At 55.8% G+C, this 15,045-nt stretch carries 15 protein-coding genes; 2 read left to right on the forward strand and 13 right to left on the reverse strand.

Features of this window, described 5'->3' with window-relative positions:
* Window positions 1-26 precede the first annotated feature (26 nt).
* On the forward strand, window positions 27-1,322 hold the full coding sequence (gene gltA, locus V6N04_RS09515; protein WP_371169906.1) for a citrate synthase: 1,296 nt from the start codon (window positions 27-29) through the stop codon (window positions 1,320-1,322).
* Between the two features lie 194 nt (window positions 1,323-1,516).
* On the opposite strand, the gene V6N04_RS09520 is transcribed toward gltA, so the two are convergent.
* Entirely contained in the window at window positions 1,517-1,954 is a 438-nt protein-coding gene (locus V6N04_RS09520) for a VOC family protein (RefSeq protein ID WP_371169907.1), read from the reverse strand.
* A gap of 55 nt (window positions 1,955-2,009) precedes the next feature.
* Here V6N04_RS09520 and V6N04_RS09525 point away from each other — a divergent pair, with 55 nt between their 5' ends.
* A complete protein-coding gene (locus tag V6N04_RS09525; protein WP_371169908.1) occupies window positions 2,010-2,708 on the forward strand; it encodes a helix-turn-helix transcriptional regulator in 699 nt (232 codons plus the stop codon).
* A 93-nt stretch (window positions 2,709-2,801) separates the two neighbouring features.
* On the opposite strand, the gene V6N04_RS09530 is transcribed toward V6N04_RS09525, so the two are convergent.
* From V6N04_RS09530 to V6N04_RS09585, 12 genes are all read right to left on the reverse strand, one after another.
* Window positions 2,802-3,578: an enoyl-CoA hydratase-related protein gene (locus tag V6N04_RS09530; RefSeq protein WP_371169909.1), complete on the reverse strand. Its 777-nt coding sequence runs from the start codon at window positions 3,576-3,578 to the stop codon at window positions 2,802-2,804.
* An 88-nt stretch (window positions 3,579-3,666) separates the two neighbouring features.
* On the reverse strand, window positions 3,667-4,131 hold the full coding sequence (locus tag V6N04_RS09535; RefSeq protein WP_371169910.1) for a cytochrome c-type biogenesis protein: 465 nt from the start codon (window positions 4,129-4,131) through the stop codon (window positions 3,667-3,669).
* The gene (locus tag V6N04_RS09540; RefSeq protein WP_371169911.1) at window positions 4,128-6,098 is read right to left on the reverse strand and encodes a heme lyase CcmF/NrfE family subunit; all 1,971 of its coding nucleotides are present in this window, start codon (window positions 6,096-6,098) and stop codon (window positions 4,128-4,130) included. Before V6N04_RS09540 ends, V6N04_RS09535 begins: the two co-directional genes overlap by 4 nt.
* 49 nt (window positions 6,099-6,147) lie before the next feature.
* Window positions 6,148-6,591, reverse strand: coding sequence for a hypothetical protein (locus V6N04_RS09545; RefSeq protein ID WP_371169912.1), 444 nt, complete (start codon window positions 6,589-6,591; stop codon window positions 6,148-6,150).
* Window positions 6,592-6,721: 130 nt separating this feature from the next.
* On the reverse strand, window positions 6,722-6,916 hold the full coding sequence (locus tag V6N04_RS09550) for a hypothetical protein (RefSeq protein WP_371169913.1): 195 nt from the start codon (window positions 6,914-6,916) through the stop codon (window positions 6,722-6,724).
* The gene (locus tag V6N04_RS09555) at window positions 6,906-7,472 is read right to left on the reverse strand and encodes a holin family protein (protein WP_371169914.1); all 567 of its coding nucleotides are present in this window, start codon (window positions 7,470-7,472) and stop codon (window positions 6,906-6,908) included. Before V6N04_RS09555 ends, V6N04_RS09550 begins: the two co-directional genes overlap by 11 nt.
* Complete coding sequence (locus tag V6N04_RS09560; protein ID WP_371169915.1) at window positions 7,463-8,074, reverse strand: holin-associated N-acetylmuramidase; 612 nt, start codon at window positions 8,072-8,074, stop codon at window positions 7,463-7,465. Before V6N04_RS09560 ends, V6N04_RS09555 begins: the two co-directional genes overlap by 10 nt.
* 66 nt (window positions 8,075-8,140) lie before the next feature.
* Complete coding sequence (gene ccmE / locus V6N04_RS09565) at window positions 8,141-8,593, reverse strand: cytochrome c maturation protein CcmE (protein WP_371169916.1); 453 nt, start codon at window positions 8,591-8,593, stop codon at window positions 8,141-8,143.
* Between the two features lie 21 nt (window positions 8,594-8,614).
* Window positions 8,615-9,643: an N-acetyl-gamma-glutamyl-phosphate reductase gene (gene argC / locus V6N04_RS09570; protein WP_371169917.1), complete on the reverse strand. Its 1,029-nt coding sequence runs from the start codon at window positions 9,641-9,643 to the stop codon at window positions 8,615-8,617.
* A 55-nt stretch (window positions 9,644-9,698) separates the two neighbouring features.
* Window positions 9,699-10,511, reverse strand: coding sequence for a glutamate racemase (gene murI, locus V6N04_RS09575; RefSeq protein ID WP_371169918.1), 813 nt, complete (start codon window positions 10,509-10,511; stop codon window positions 9,699-9,701).
* A 4-nt stretch (window positions 10,512-10,515) separates the two neighbouring features.
* Complete coding sequence (locus V6N04_RS09580; RefSeq protein ID WP_371169919.1) at window positions 10,516-11,388, reverse strand: lysophospholipid acyltransferase family protein; 873 nt, start codon at window positions 11,386-11,388, stop codon at window positions 10,516-10,518.
* 85 nt (window positions 11,389-11,473) lie between these two features.
* Window positions 11,474-14,890, reverse strand: coding sequence for an indolepyruvate ferredoxin oxidoreductase family protein (locus tag V6N04_RS09585; RefSeq protein ID WP_371169920.1), 3,417 nt, complete (start codon window positions 14,888-14,890; stop codon window positions 11,474-11,476).
* Window positions 14,891-15,045 lie beyond the last annotated feature (155 nt).

Raw genomic sequence — 15,045 nt, forward strand, 5'->3', positions numbered from 1 at the left:
GATACGAACACGAAGGGAAAACAAATATGACCGGACCGACTGGAACTGCAAAGCTCACCTTTGGCGACAAAGAGTTGGAGCTGCCAATGTATTCGCCCACAGCGGGCCCCGACGTGATCGATATCCGCAAGCTTTACGCGCAAGGTGACGTGTTCACCTACGACCCCGGCTTCACGTCGACAGCAAGCACTGATTCGACCATCACATTCATCGATGGTGACAAGGGCGAGCTTCTGTATCGTGGCTATCCGATCGACCAACTGGCCGAGCAATCGCATTACCTCGAAGTATGCTATCTGCTTCTCTACGGTGAATTGCCGACCGCAACAGAACTGACAGATTTCAAAAGCCGCGTGACCAATCACACTATGGTGCACGAGCAGATGATCAAATTCTTCTCGGGTTTCCGTCGTGATGCGCATCCTATGGCGATTATCACCGGCGTGGTTGGCGCGATGTCTGCGTTCTATCACGACTCGACCGACGTAAATGATCCTTGGCAACGCGAAGTGGCCGCAATCCGCATGATCGCCAAGCTGCCCACCATTGCTGCAATGGCTTACAAGTATTCTATTGGTCAGCCGTTCGTGTATCCGAAGAATGATTTGGGCTACGCGTCGAATTTCTTACGCATGTGCTTTGCCGTACCTGCCGAAGACTACGAAGTGAACCCGATCCTGTCGAAAGCCATGGACCGTATCTTCACGTTGCACGCCGATCATGAACAAAACGCCTCGACATCGACAGTGCGCCTTGCAGGTTCCTCTGGTGCCAACCCGTTCGCCTGTATCGCGGCTGGCATCGCCTGCCTTTGGGGGCCTGCTCACGGTGGGGCCAACCAAGCATGTCTTGAGATGCTGCGCGAGATCGGCACCGTCGACCGTATCCCTGAATACGTGGAGCGCGCGAAAGACAAAGAAGATCCGTTCCGCTTGATGGGCTTTGGTCACCGCGTTTACAAAAACTTCGACCCGCGTGCGAAGGTCATGAAAGAAAGCGCCGACGAAGTTCTTGGACTTCTGGGCATCGAGAACAACGAGACGCTGAAGGTCGCCAAGGAACTTGAACGCATCGCGCTTGAGGACCCCTATTTCGTTGAAAAGAAACTCTACCCGAACGTGGATTTCTACTCCGGTATTATCCTAGAGGCGATGGGCTTCCCAACCTCGATGTTCACCCCGATCTTTGCGCTATCGCGCACAGTGGGCTGGATTTCGCAGTGGAAAGAAATGCTGGGCGATCCGGGTCAAAAAATTGGCCGTCCTCGCCAGCTGTATCTCGGCGAAACCATGCGCGACTATGTGGACGTATCAAAGCGTTAAGTATGTCATATGCAGAGAGAGGGCCGCCCGTGATTGGGCGGCCTTTTCTATTTTTTGAAGTCGGATCAGCGTCGACACGTAACTCGGCCTTTTCCTTCTTGAAACATTGGCTAAGTCACATAGTTACAAACTTCCAATGTCCGCTTGAAAAGCGCTTCCAACTGGCTGGCGATCAAGTCGACCCGCAGTTATTTCTAATCAGAGAAGCACAGCTTGTTCCCATCCAAGTCACGGACATAGGCTGAAAACTTGGGCCCACGCTGATTTGGCGTGCCCTCGCAGGTACCCCCAAGCTCAACAGCCAAAGTATGCATTCTTTTGACGTCTTCATCTGTTCCTACACAAAATCCAACCATCGTTCCGTTGCCACGAGAGGCCGGTCTGGTATCAAACGGTATGGCTGTTGCAAAAGCGAAATCTTCGCCAACCCAATAGGTCATTCTGTCGGTAGGCGACATGCTTTCTAGGCCTGACTGCGCGAAGAGCGAGTCATAAAACGCCTTTGAAGCCTTCATATCGTTTGTCCCTACTACAAAATAGTTCATTTTCATTATTTCGTCTCCTGTGCGCCGCACCGTGGTCGGCAATGTTTGGTCTTCATGCAAGTCTCGTTCTATTGTGTAATAAGACATTTTATGTCCTATATGTTTTATGAGCCGGACAAACATACATGACAGGCTGAAACGAATGGAGCTGCTGGTTGTTCAGCTCAAGCAAGATGCTCACTGCACTGTCAAGGATCTGGCGTTACAGCATGGTGTCAGCACCCGCACGATTGCCCGGGATTTATCGCTGATGCGCGATCAAGGCATGCAAATAGACGCTGATCGCGGGCGCGGTGGTGGCGTGCGTCTGGATCGAAATTGGGGTGTGGGCAGACTTAATCTATCGTATTCTGAAGCGGTTGATCTGCTCATCAGCATTGCAGTTGCTGAGCAAATGAACTCACCCATGTTTCTGGCTAACTTGGGATCGGTGAGGCGGCAGTTAGTGGCCTCGTTCTCATCAAAAAAACGCAACAAAGTGAGCCGGTTAAAGTCCCGAATACTGATAGGTGTCACGGCCTCTACTTATGTTCAGGCAAGCGCCAGTGCTCCAATAAAACGAGTTGTGCAATCGGTGCATCAAGCGTTCATCGATCAGAAAGTGCTCGAGATACGGTATCAGAGAGAAGACGGAATTGTTTCAATGCGGCGGATCGAGCCACATTATCTCTTGCTGAAATATCCCATTTGGTACGTCGTCGCGTTTGATCACCTGAGAAAGAAACCAAGAACCTTTAGGTGTGATCGCATGATTGCCGCGTCAATCACCGAAGCGCGGTTCAACTTGCTGTCCAAGGAGAGATTTCAATCCTCATTGGATAGTGACGATCTTTCCATGTGATCGACTGATGAGCTTGCATCCCTATCGTTTCAGGCGGGCAAGTATCTTAGAACGGCCGACTACTGCTTGATCGACGATGGCCTCACCGACACATCACCGCCCTTCAAAGTCCGGGCTGCGCTTTTCAAGAAACGCCAGCACGCCTTCTTTGAAATCTCGCGAATTTCCGCATTCGCCTTGTAGCTTGGCCTCAAGTGCGAGTTGCTCGTCCAGGGTGTTGCTCATGGACGCGCGCAAGGCTTTTTTGATGTTCCGGTAGGACAAGGTCGGTCCTTTTGCGAGATGCTCGCCCCGCTTGCGCCAAGTGCTTTCAAACACGTCGTCAGCAACGCATTCCCAAATCAATCCGGTATCCGCGGCTTCGCGGGCAGTGGTCTTTTCGGCAAACAAGGACGCCCCCATGGCTTTCGCAAACCCCATCTGGCGCGGCATCCAATAGGTGCCACCGGCATCTGGGATCAGGCCAATACGCGAAAAGGCTTGCATAAAAAACGCGCTTTCGGCAGCGATCACCACATCAGCAGCAAGGGCTAAGTTCGCCCCTGCCCCCGCAGCAGCTCCGTTGACTGCGGCAATCGTGGGGATGGGGCTGTGATAGATCGCGTCCAGAAGTGGTTCGTACTCGTCCCGCAGGGTGCGCTCTAAGTCCACATGGGCCGCGTTTGCGCGATCTCCTAGATCCTGACCTGAACAAAAAGCACGACCGGCACCGGTGATCACCAAAGCCCGCGCCGACACGCTGGCTTCTTTGACCGCATGGGTCATCTCGGCCCGCATTTGGGTGTTCAGCGCATTCATCACATCCGCGCGGTTCAGCGTCAGCACCGCCAAACCCTCGGTGATATCCAGAGTGATTGTTTCGTAGTCCATGTCGCCCTCCCGCGTGTTTCGGTCAATTTAACCGACCGGTGAGTCAGGTAAAGGTGAACGCCCCGTCACTTGGCAAATTCTTTGGACTTTAGTCGTCCAGCAACTCCTGCAGCCGTGCCTTTTCGTCCGAAGACAGATCCGCGACAGTGTCTTTGGCTCGCGAACGCTTTCGCAGGTAAAGGCCGCCCGCGATCAGGGCAAAGGTAAACAGCGCGGGTCCCGCCCCCCAAAGGATCACATTCGCACCCGATGTGTTGGGCTTCATCAGGACATATTCACCATAGCGCTCCACGACGAAATCAATGATTTGGTCGTCGCTGTCGCCCTCGACCAGCCGCTCGCGGACCAACAGGCGAAGGTCGCGCGCGATGGCTGCATTGCTTTCGTCGATATTCTCGCCCCGGCAAACCACACAACGCAGTTCGGCCGAGATACCGCGCGCGCGCGCCTCAAGTGCGGGATCATCCAACACCTCGTCGGGGTTCACGGCAAGGGCGGGAGTGGTGGTGGCCAACACCGCACTCGCGACACACCCAAGAATGTATTGCTTCATTCCGCAGGCACCCCCCGGGCTGGCGTTTTTGCAGCGCCCGCTGCGATGCGGAACCGGCGGTCACTGAGGCTGAACAACCCACCCAGCGCCATGATGATAGAGCCCGCCCATATCCAGTTGGCAAAGGGTTTGATGAAGGTGCGAACCGCCCAACCGCCCGCGTCCTGCGGATCACCGATCACAACGTAGATGTCGGTCCAGAACCCATTGGAGATTGCAGCCTCGGTCGTGGGCATGGCTTGCACCGGATAGACACGTTTTTCAGGATGGAGTTCGGCGACAAGCTTGCCATCCTGCCGAACGCTCATCGTGGCCGTGGTGGAAATATAGTTGGGCCCGCGGACGCGCCCAACATCCTCAAGCGTGATCGCGTATCCCGAAACGTCGAAAGTCTCGCCGATCTGCGCCACACGAATGTCTTCGATATCCCAAGCCATCAACCCGGCGACCCCCATAATCGTGATCCCAAATCCGGTATGGGCCGTGAACTTTCCCCAGTCTGCACGTGGAAGGCGTGTCAAACGCGACAGGCGCGCTGCGACGGCACCTCTGCCTGTCCGCGTCATCAGGTCTATTATAGACCCGGCGATCAGCCACGTCCCAAGGAACATCCCAATCGGTCCAAGCGCCGAGCGTCCCGACTGCATCGCGTAGACCAGCGCCCCAATGGCGACGGCCAAAACAAACGCAGGCACCAGCTTTTTGGCCGTTTTACCCAGTTTTGCCCGTTTCCACGGCAGCATAGCCCCCACAGGCAGTATCAACGCCAGCACGATCATAAACGGTGTGAAAGCGGCTTCGAAAAACGGCGCACCGACCGAGATTTTGCGGCCGAAAATCTCGCCAATCAGCGGCCAGATGGTGCCCACGAAAACAACGAAGGATGACACTGCCAGCAAGATGTTATTGGCGACAAGCGCACTTTCTCGGCTGACAAAGCCGAAGACCCCACGCGCCTCCATCGAGCCCGCGCGGGCGGCAAAAAGTGTAAGCGCGCCACCGGTGAAGATCGCAAGGATCATCAAGATGAACACGCCACGTTCGGGGTCAGATGCGAAGGCGTGGACGGACGTTATCACGCCCGAGCGCACAATGAATGTACCGATGAGCGAGAAACCGAACGCCAAAATCGCCAGAAGGACTGTCCAGCTTTTGAGGCTTTCGCGTTTTTCAACCACGATGGCAGAATGCAAAAGCGCTGCTGCAAAGAGCCAAGGCATGAACGACGCGTTCTCGACCGGGTCCCAGAACCAGAACCCGCCCCAACCAAGCTCGTAGTACGCCCACCAGCTGCCAAGCCCGATCCCAATGGTCAGGAAAATCCACGCAGCAAGGGTCCATGGGCGCACCCAACGGCCCCACGCGGCGTCGATACGACCCTCGATCAAGGCTGCCACGGCGAAGGAAAACGCCATCGAAAGGCCGACATAGCCAAGGTACAGGAACGGCGGGTGAAAGGCCAAACCGGGGTCTTGCAAAAGTGGGTTCAGATCGCGCCCATCAAAGGGCGGCGCCGCAATCCGCAAAAACGGGTTAGACGTGAACAGAACGAAGGCCAGAAAAGCAACCGCGATGGAACTTTGCACAGCCAACACGCGTGCCTTCAGACGCTGGGGCAGATTCCCCCCAAACCACGCCGCCATCGCCCCAAACAGCGACACGATCAGGACCCACAATAGCATGGAGCCCTCGTGGTTCCCCCAAACACCCGACACCTTATAGAGCATTGGTTTGGCAGAATGCGAGTTCAGCGTGACAAGTCGAACCGAGAAATCTGACGTCACAAACGCATAGGTCAACGCCATAAAAGAAGCGAAAATAAGCAAGAACTGAAGGGTCGCGGCTGGGACCGCCAGATCCATCCAACTGCGCCAGCCCTTATGTGCCCCGATCAGTGGTACGATCATCTGCACGACCGCCACGCCCAGCGCCAGTATCAGCGCAAAATGTCCAAGCTCTGTAATCATAAGCGCGACCTTAAAGGGAGTCGCAGGCGGGGCCTAGCCCTCTGCGGCGTCAGGTCACGCCCAAATACCGCCACACTGCCAGATATATGAGCGTCGATAGCACGACCGCTCCTAACACCGGCCATAAAAAACTGGTGCCGTGCCACCCGAAGGACCGGTGAATCACACCGAAATGTAGAAGCGCGCCTGACAGATAAAGCGCCAAGGGTACGAAATGCGCTCCGCTTTGCGACATCATTGCAGGTTCGCCCGCCAATGCGAAGATCCACCACCAGCCAAGGACCAGACTTGCGCCGGACCAGCTATAGGCCATTCCCAAAGCCAATGGCGTTGCCCGTTGCACATAAAGCCACAGAAATGTCAGCGATATCATCAACCCCATCAGGGTGATCGCACCATATCCGATCTGATACATCGCATCGTAACCGGCCAGCAGATAGCCCAATTGTAATATCACCGCGAGGCACATCATCAACACAAATGCTTGTTTCATTTCTGCAAGACCTCTCGGACCGCAGCGTCTAATTCAGCTGCGGCATGTTCGTTTCGTTCAAGTGATTTGCGAAAGCGGCGGCCAATCAGCATCGACCAAAACCGCGCCCTGAGCTGCCGAAGGCACACCATCATCGTCCCCTTGCCCCGCCCGCAGGCAGACGCTCGCGAATGATTGTTGTGATCTCAACCAAGACAGAAGAGTTTTTGTCCAGCACCGCCCGTGTCGCCTGATCCTTCTGCAAATCGCGATACAGCAAATAGAAGACCAGCAGCACCCACGGGCCATGCTCGGCCACCAGTTTTAAAATCAGATCACTGGCCACGCCGCACCTCTTGCCAATCGGCGAGCGCCGCGTTGTCAGAGACGTCAACGCTTTTCGACGACTTTGGTAACGAAGCCGGCGCCGACACCGGAGGCCTAAAGACCGACACCGCTTGAAGCCGTTCTTCTGCGTTGACCCGAGCAACAGACGCAGCCAGCGCGCGTTGGAACTCTTGCCCTTTGATCTGGTGACGGGCCCCGAAATAGAAACTCACGATGACGCCCATCAGCCACCACATGGGTTCGGGCACCAAGGCCACGCTTTGCATACGCGCCGAAAACCAGCTTGGGCTAATCATCGCAGCAAAAAATAGGCCGAGTGTAGACAGCGCGAGCGCCGGGCGCGGCACGCGGTTCAGACCATCCATGAAGCGATTAAACATCCCGGTATGAGCCGTTGCAAACTCTGCGCGAAACGCATCTATTGCGGCCATCTGAACATCAGTATCCCGCGCAGATGCAGCCTCGGCATTTTCGCGAAACACCTCGACCGTTTGGCGAACCGCATTGCCGCCTGGCCCGAATAACACATTGAAAATGCTTCCAATCAACCCCATTTTGAAACCCTTTCGCGATGTGCCTGAGTGGTAAGGTGATAGCGTTTGGACAGGAATTCTTCGGCGCGTGTGATCCAACCACCTTTGCCCCCGTCCCGCCTGCGCGCATATTTGCGCGAGCGGGGACGGCCATCGGCAAGACGGTAGTAGTAGTTCCGTCGCTCGATTCCATAAGCATCAACCAGATGATCCGGCGCGTCGGCCATCGCGGACTGCGCGATCCCAAGGGTCTGTGGCCCCAATGCACCGTCCACCGACAGTTCGAACCCCATCTTGCGAAACAGTTTTTGCAACAAGCGCACCGCATTCGCACCCGCGTTGACGTACATATCAAACACGCTGGCTTGCAACGGCTGGGGCAGTTCGTCCAATCGTGGACGGTAATAATAGTGTTTCAGAAAAATGTCGCGGGCCTGATCACGGGTCAGTGTTTTGACATCCGCCGGCGTCACCCGCCCGTCGCGGTTCAGGTCCAGTCCAAGGCGGCGCATGGTGTGAATTGTCACACCATATTTGGTGGCGCATCCCGGATCGTCCGGGTCGTTCACGTAACCGCCCTCGCGGGCGATGATCTCGGTGGCGATGTCTTTAACGCTTTTCATTGGTGCCGTTACCCCGCATGTCAAACACGGGGTAAGGCTGGTTAAGAAGCGTTAAGAAAACTCAAATCAAGAGGACGGCTCGACGTAAACACCGCTTTCCTTAAGGCTATCGAGCACTTCTTTCGGCATGTATTCTTCGTCGTGTTTTGCAAGAATATCAGAAGCTTGAAACACGCCGTCCACATATTTTCCGGTTCCGATCATCCCCTGATTTTCACCAAACAGGTCGGGCAATACGCCAGTATAGGTCACAGGTACGACCGCTGCCCCATCGGTGACCGAAAAGCTGACCGTTTCACTTTGACCGCGTACCAGCGTACCATCGGCAACCAGCCCGCCCATGCGAAACACCTCATCTACGCTGGGTGGCTCTGCCAGCACTTCGGTCGGCGAGCGGTAGTAGTTGATCCCATCCTTCAACGCGTAGCCAATCAACCCCGTCGACAGGGCAAGCGCCACGAAGGCCAGAACAATGATCTGGATCCGTCGCGTCTTTTTCAGGCTTTTAAGACCGGCCATGACAGGCTCCTTCTTAGTGGCTTACGGGAATACTGGTGGTGACATCAGCCCCGTCGTTTCATCTTCGCCCAGCATCAAGTTCGCGTTTTGCATCGCTTGGCCCGACGATCCCTTGCACAGATTGTCCAACGCGGACACGATCAACGCACGCCTCGGCACACGATCACCCACAACACCCAGATGGCATTGGTTTGACCCCGTGACGTGCCCCATACCGGGCAGTTGTCCCAAGGGTAGCACGGTCACAAACGGCTCGTCTTGATATTGCTCAACAAGCTTAGCGTGTATCGCTCCGGCATCCCCATCCACATAACAATCGGCAAGTATGCCCCGATTCACGGGGACAAGATGGGGGGTGAACATGATCCGCACGTCCCGTCCTGCAAGGGCCGAGAACTCTTGATCGAACTCTCCCAAATGCCGGTGCTTGCCGCCATGCGCATAGCCCTGCACATCGGTCGAGCGCTCGGCAAACAGCATGTTTTCCTTCAGCGACCGCCCTGCCCCAGACACTCCGTTCTTGAGATCACAGATGATCCGGTCCAAGTCGATCAATCCGGCCGAGATCAACGGCCGCAGCGCATATTGCACCGTCGCCGCGTTACACCCAGTGCCCGCCACAAGCCGAGCGCCCTTGATTTGATCGCGATAAAACTCGGTCAGGCCATAGACTGCCGTTTTCTGCAACTCGACCGCGACATGAGGCGCGCCGTACCACTTTTCATATTCAGCCGGATCGCTCAGACGGAAATCTGCGCCAAGGTCCACGACTTTCACTGTCTCAGGCAGGTCACGCACCAGAGCCTGCGACAACCCGTGAGGCAGCGCGGCAAAGGCCAGATCCACAGTCGAGAAGTCGATCTCGTCCATCTTCACCAGTTTAGGCAGATCAAGGTGACGCAGATGCGGATAGACGTCCGACATCTCCATCCCCGCTTTACGATCAGCGGACAGGGCGACGATCTCCATCGTCGGATGTGTGGCGATCAGCCGGACAAGTTCAGCGCCGGTGTAACCAGACGCGCCTAGAATAGCGATTTTGTGGGTCATCATGACCTCCTGCGAGTTCGTCGAAAGATGTAGTGCTTTTGTGGGCGGCCCGCAATCAGGCCGCGTCGAAAGTGATCTTTCGTCGCAGGAACTGGGTGGCACGATTGGACACTTGGCCCGGATCGCCTGTGGTCAGGAACTTCGAGGTCTTCCCCTCGCCGTGCATCTCAGGATGACGGACAAGATAATCGGCCAGGCTTTCAGCAACCAAATTTGCCTGACTGTACACTTTCACGCCAGCCCCCAACGCTTCCTGAAACTCTGTTTCCATCAGTGGGTAATGGGTGCAACCCAGAATGGCGGCCTCGGGTTTTGGCATCTTGCGTTTCAACGCGTCTACATGACTGCGCACAAGTGCATCAGCCAAGATCAAGTCACCATCTTCGATGGCGTCAACAACACCGCCACAGGCCTGCGCTTCGACATCCACGCCAATGGCGCGGAAAGCCAGTTCGCGCTGGAACGCCCGGCTTGAAACCGTCGCCGGTGTCGCAAACAACGCAACATGCTTCACTTCAACCTCGCGCGGGGGAGAGTTGTCCCCCCAATCACGTTCCGTGAGCGCCTCGATCAAAGGGACAAAGACGCCCAGAACCCGCTTATCGCTGGGGATCCAGCTTTCCTGCATCCGCCGCAACGCAGCAGCCGAGGCGGTGTTGCAAGCCAAGATCACCAGATCACAACCTTGATCCCAAAGCGCCTCGACCGCGCGGGTCGTCAGTTGGTAAATATCTTCAGCATCACGCACACCATACGGCGCATGCGCACTGTCGGCGTAGTAGACGAAATCAACCTCCGGCAACCGCTTCGCCACGGCGTCCAGTACGGTCAAACCGCCAAGTCCTGAATCAAAAACGCCTACTGCCATCGCCTTACGCCTTGTGCCTTTCCTCAAACTCAAACCCATAGGCGGCCTTCGCCGCCGGGGTCTCGGACAAGGCATAGGTCCGATCGCGCAGGAAATCCATCATCGATTTGGCATCTTTGGCGTATTCCTGCCACTGGCTTGGCTTGATCGGGTCGCCGATTGTCAACTGAACGGGCTTGTCCGTTCGCCGCCCGAACTCGCGTATCAGAAGCGCCATGCGCAGCGTATAATGCAGATGGCTGGCGATCTGGAAGCTGCGCGAATTGTGGCCGTGAAAATAGACAGGCACCACGGTGGCTTTTGACTTGGAGATCATACGCGCCGTAAACCGCCTCCAGCCGGGATCCAATGGGAGGCCGAAAGGTTTTACCGCAGTAGACACCGTTCCGCCCGGAAACACGCCGATTGCCCCGCCCTGATCCAAATAGTGCAAAGCCGCATTTCGAGTTGCCAGGTTGGTTTTCAAGGCTTGGCGAGATTGTGCAAAATCCACAGGTAAAACCACCCGATTAAGGTCTTCGGCGTTACAAAATACCTCGTTGGCAAGAATTCGAAAGTCGCCCCTGATCTGCATCAGAATATGCCCCATGACCAGGCCGTCCAGAATCCCGTAAGGATGATTGGCCACAACGATTAGCGGACCAGTTTTGGGGATCAGGTCCAAGCTTCCGCCGACCACATCCAATGACACGCCATAGCGTTCGATCATCACCTGCCAGAAATCCCGACCCCGGGCGACCTCTCGATTATAGCCTTCCGCACGTTTGATCAGCCGCAACCGCCCGGTGGCATTCTCCATCACACGAATGAGCGCCCGCCCCGGCCGCGTTTCGGCACTGTGCGCATATGAGATGTCGCGAGCAATTTGTCGGCTCATCTGAACGGGTCCTTGCTTGAGCAACCTACTTAGACCCGCTTGTATCAGCCCCATACCGCATCGCCAAACAATCTGCCCACAGGTGTTACTCGGCGGCTACATTCGCAGATGCGTCCCCATCGAACTGTAACCAAAGGTCTGCGCGCTTTAGCATCGCCGCTTCGATATTGGCGGCCTTCACGGGTCCAAAGCCGCGAATGCTCTGAGGCAGTTCGGCAAGCTGCAGCGCGACGGCCTGATTGTGATCGGACAACCCAACACGTAACCGTTCCATATCCGCCTCAAACTCTGCAATCAGTGCGCGTTCCGATTTGCGTTCTTCGGTACGAGCAAACGGATCGAATGCCGTGCCGCGCAGGAATTTTGCGCGAGCTAGCCAAGGGGTTGCGATCTCAAACCATTTTCCAAAGCCACGCTTCTTCGGCCGACCATTCGCATCTATCCCGCCAAGCATCGGCGGGGCGAGGTGATAGGTGAGCTTCAGCTCTCCATCGAACTCGGCCTCGGCCTTTGCGCGTGTATCACACAACAGACGGGCAACCTCGTATTCGTCCTTATAGGCCAACAGCTTATGATAGCTTTTCGCCACCGGCTCCTTCAACGCCTCGGGCATTCGCTCGACCAGCGCACGATAGCGTTTGGCCAGAGAATTGCCCTGATATTCAACCAGATGATCCGTGCGAAAATCTATCATCTCAGCCAGTGTCTTGGGCTTTTCAACAACCTCTCCAACGACGAGTTTGTCGGCCTCTTCAGGATACAATACCGCCCAGCGCCCCAGTTCAAACGCGCGTTTGTTGCGCTCGGTTGCCTGCCCGTTCAGGTCGATGGCATGCATCAAAGCACCATATGTCAGGGGCACGATGCCCGCCTGCCAGCTTGCCCCCAACACCATCATGTTCGAGAAGATGCTATCACCCATCAAAACGCGGGCAAGTTCAGTTGCGTCGAACATTGAAAGCTTCTCACGCAAACGGGCTTGCAATGAAAGTTCAAGCCGATCGCCTGGAATGGTGAAATCGGTGTTCTGCGTAAACTCACCCGTCACGGTCTCGTGGCTATCAACCACCGCGCCCGTGCGGCCCGTCTTGGTCAGCCCCAGCGTCGTGGACGCCGCCGAAACGACAAGTTCGCACCCGATCAGGGCGTCACATTCACCGGTCGCGACACGTATGGCCGAGATGTCTTCGGGCCTGTTCGCCAACCGAACATGCACGGTGACCGCGCCACCCTTTTGGGCCAGCCCAGCCATCTCCATCATACCCACACCCTTGCCGTCGATATGCGCTGCCTGTGCCATGATGGCGCCGATGGTGACGACCCCGGTGCCTCCAACCCCGGTAACGACAGCATTAAACGTACCGTCGATGATGGGCAAAGTGGGATCCGGAAGGTCTGGAAGGTCAATCTCGGCGGTGGCAGCTTTCTTTAGTTTCGCCCCCTCGACCGTCACAAAGCTTGGGCAGAAGCCGTTGACGCAGCTAAAATCCTTATTGCAGCTCGATTGATCAATGGCACGTTTGCGACCCAGCTCGGTTTCGACCGGTACGATCGAGACGCAGTTGGATTGTACGCCACAATCCCCGCAGCCTTCGCAAATATCTGTGTTGATAAACACGCGCTTATCAGGATCCGGAAATAATCCGCGCTTGCGGCGGCGACGTTTTTCCGCAGCGCAAGTCTGAATGTAAAGAATGACCGATACACCTTTGATACTTTTACACTTCTCTTCGATCGATAAGAGCTCATCACGCGTATGATGCGACATGCCGCTTGGAAATGCCGACAGGTCAACGCCTTCTTTGTCATCATAGACCATGAAGGCATGTTCAACACCCATCGCCTTCACTTCCTGCGCGATGCGAACAGCATCCAAACCGCCTTCGTTGGTCTGCCCGCCCGTCATAGCAACGGCATCATTGTAAAGGATCTTGTAGGTGATATTGGTGCCAGCGGCCAACGCCGCCCGGATCGCCAAAATGCCCGAGTGATTATACGTCCCGTCGCCGAGGTTCTGGAAGACGTGCTCGGTCGTCGAAAACAGCGCCTCACCAATCCAGTTCGCCCCCTCGCCGCCCATGTGGGTCGAGCCAATGGTTGAGCGGTCCATCCACTGCACCATATAGTGACACCCGATCCCCGCAAACGCCCTGCTACCTTCCGGCAATTTGGTCGACGTGTTGTGCGGGCATCCTGAACAAAAGTAGGGCAACCGCGCCGCAATATCAGGCGCATTGTCCGCGCTCTTGGCGTCGGCCAACATCGTCAGACCCGCCTTCACGGATTCGGTGCCACGCCCTTCCTCGATCAAAATCCCACCGATTTTTTCAGCAATCATGATCGGGTCGAGCGCATAGCGTGTGGGGAACAGTTCCAACCGGCGCCCATTCTCCCAGGTATCCCCCTTGTGCCAGCCGTAAACCCGCCGCCCACGCCGATCATCAAAGATCGCTTCCTTAATCTGCACCTCGATCAATTTGCGCTTTTCTTCGACCACAATGATCAGGTCCAAACCCTCGGCCCATTCATGAAACGAAGTCATATCAAGCGGGAAGGTTTGACCAACCTTATAGGTCGAAATGCCCAACCGCTCTGCTTCGTCGGAGTCAATGCCCAGCAGGCTGAGCGCATGAACCAAATCAAGCCAGTTCTTCCCGGCAGCAACAAACCCGATCTTCGCCCCGGGCTTGCCCCACATCCGCTTGTCGATCCGGTTCGCGCGCGCATATGCCTCGGCGGCAAAGCGTTTGTGATCAATCATCCGTGCTTCCTGCACGATGCGATCATCAATCAGGCGGATATTCAGCCCGCCCTCGGGCAAATCAAATTTGGGTGAGACCAGTGACATGCGATCAGGGCGGCCATCCACAACGGACGTCGCCTCGACTGTGTCCTTCATCACCTTCAGGCCTGCCCAAACACCGGCAAAACGGCTCAACCCATAGCCGTAGACACCGTAGTCCAGAATTTCTTGCACGCCAGCCGGACTAAGAACCGGGATATATGCGTCGACCATTGCCCAGTCAGACTGGTGCAACACGGTCGAGCTTTCTCCGGTGTGATCATCCCCCATCGCCATCAGCACACCGCCTAATGGGCTGGTGCCTGCCATGTTGGCATGACGCATAACGTCTCCGGTACGATCTACGCCCGGACCTTTTCCGTACCACAAACCGAACACCCCATCATGGGTGCCTTCGCCGCGCAGCTCTGCTTGCTGACTGCCCCAAAGCGCGGTTGCCGCAAGATCTTCGTTCAAACCGGGATGGAATTTGATGTCATTGGGTGCCAGTACGCCTTTGGACCGTCCCATCCACAAATCTACCGCCCCTAAGGGAGAGCCCCGATAACCGGTGACATAGCCCGCAGTATCTAGCCCTGCACGTCGATCACGCTCTTTCTGGATCAGCATCAACCGCACCAAGGCTTGCGTGCCGTTCAGAAGCACATGGTCCTTCGTCAGATCAAATCGGTCATGCAGAGTGATATCTGGCTTGCCCATGACGCACCTCCCAATACGTTACAGTCTTAACTGGATTGATTGGAATTATAGGTCAAATATTATGACCTATCAATTCTTTTGACATCACAATCCGTGCTGGAAATCATCACGTTTCTGATGGTAACACTGTGCAAACTTAAAGCGCTAACAAATAA

The organism is Aliiroseovarius conchicola (assembly GCF_041403445.1).
In the GTDB taxonomy this organism is placed as follows: Bacteria; Pseudomonadota; Alphaproteobacteria; order Rhodobacterales; family Rhodobacteraceae; genus Aliiroseovarius; species Aliiroseovarius conchicola.

What these genes read in the sequence shown, in the direction of transcription:
- ccmE (WP_371169916.1), bottom strand. Translation starts at nt 8,593, where the DNA reads ATGGCCGGTCTTAAAAGCCTGAAAAAGACGCGACGGATCCAGATCATT.
- V6N04_RS09555 (WP_371169914.1), bottom strand. Translation starts at nt 7,472, where the DNA reads ATGGGGTTGATTGGAAGCATTTTCAATGTGTTATTCGGGCCAGGCGGC.
- V6N04_RS09545 (WP_371169912.1), bottom strand. Translation starts at nt 6,591, where the DNA reads ATGAAACAAGCATTTGTGTTGATGATGTGCCTCGCGGTGATATTACAA.
- V6N04_RS09585 (WP_371169920.1), bottom strand. Translation starts at nt 14,890, where the DNA reads ATGGGCAAGCCAGATATCACTCTGCATGACCGATTTGATCTGACGAAG.
- gltA (WP_371169906.1), top strand. Translation starts at nt 27, where the DNA reads ATGACCGGACCGACTGGAACTGCAAAGCTCACCTTTGGCGACAAAGAG.
- V6N04_RS09580 (WP_371169919.1), bottom strand. Translation starts at nt 11,388, where the DNA reads ATGAGCCGACAAATTGCTCGCGACATCTCATATGCGCACAGTGCCGAA.
- V6N04_RS09560 (WP_371169915.1), bottom strand. Translation starts at nt 8,074, where the DNA reads ATGAAAAGCGTTAAAGACATCGCCACCGAGATCATCGCCCGCGAGGGC.
- V6N04_RS09530 (WP_371169909.1), bottom strand. Translation starts at nt 3,578, where the DNA reads ATGGACTACGAAACAATCACTCTGGATATCACCGAGGGTTTGGCGGTG.
- V6N04_RS09525 (WP_371169908.1), top strand. Translation starts at nt 2,010, where the DNA reads ATGGAGCTGCTGGTTGTTCAGCTCAAGCAAGATGCTCACTGCACTGTC.
- murI (WP_371169918.1), bottom strand. Translation starts at nt 10,511, where the DNA reads ATGGCAGTAGGCGTTTTTGATTCAGGACTTGGCGGTTTGACCGTACTG.
- V6N04_RS09520 (WP_371169907.1), bottom strand. Translation starts at nt 1,954, where the DNA reads ATGTCTTATTACACAATAGAACGAGACTTGCATGAAGACCAAACATTG.
- V6N04_RS09540 (WP_371169911.1), bottom strand. Translation starts at nt 6,098, where the DNA reads ATGATTACAGAGCTTGGACATTTTGCGCTGATACTGGCGCTGGGCGTG.
- argC (WP_371169917.1), bottom strand. Translation starts at nt 9,643, where the DNA reads ATGACCCACAAAATCGCTATTCTAGGCGCGTCTGGTTACACCGGCGCT.
- V6N04_RS09535 (WP_371169910.1), bottom strand. Translation starts at nt 4,131, where the DNA reads ATGAAGCAATACATTCTTGGGTGTGTCGCGAGTGCGGTGTTGGCCACC.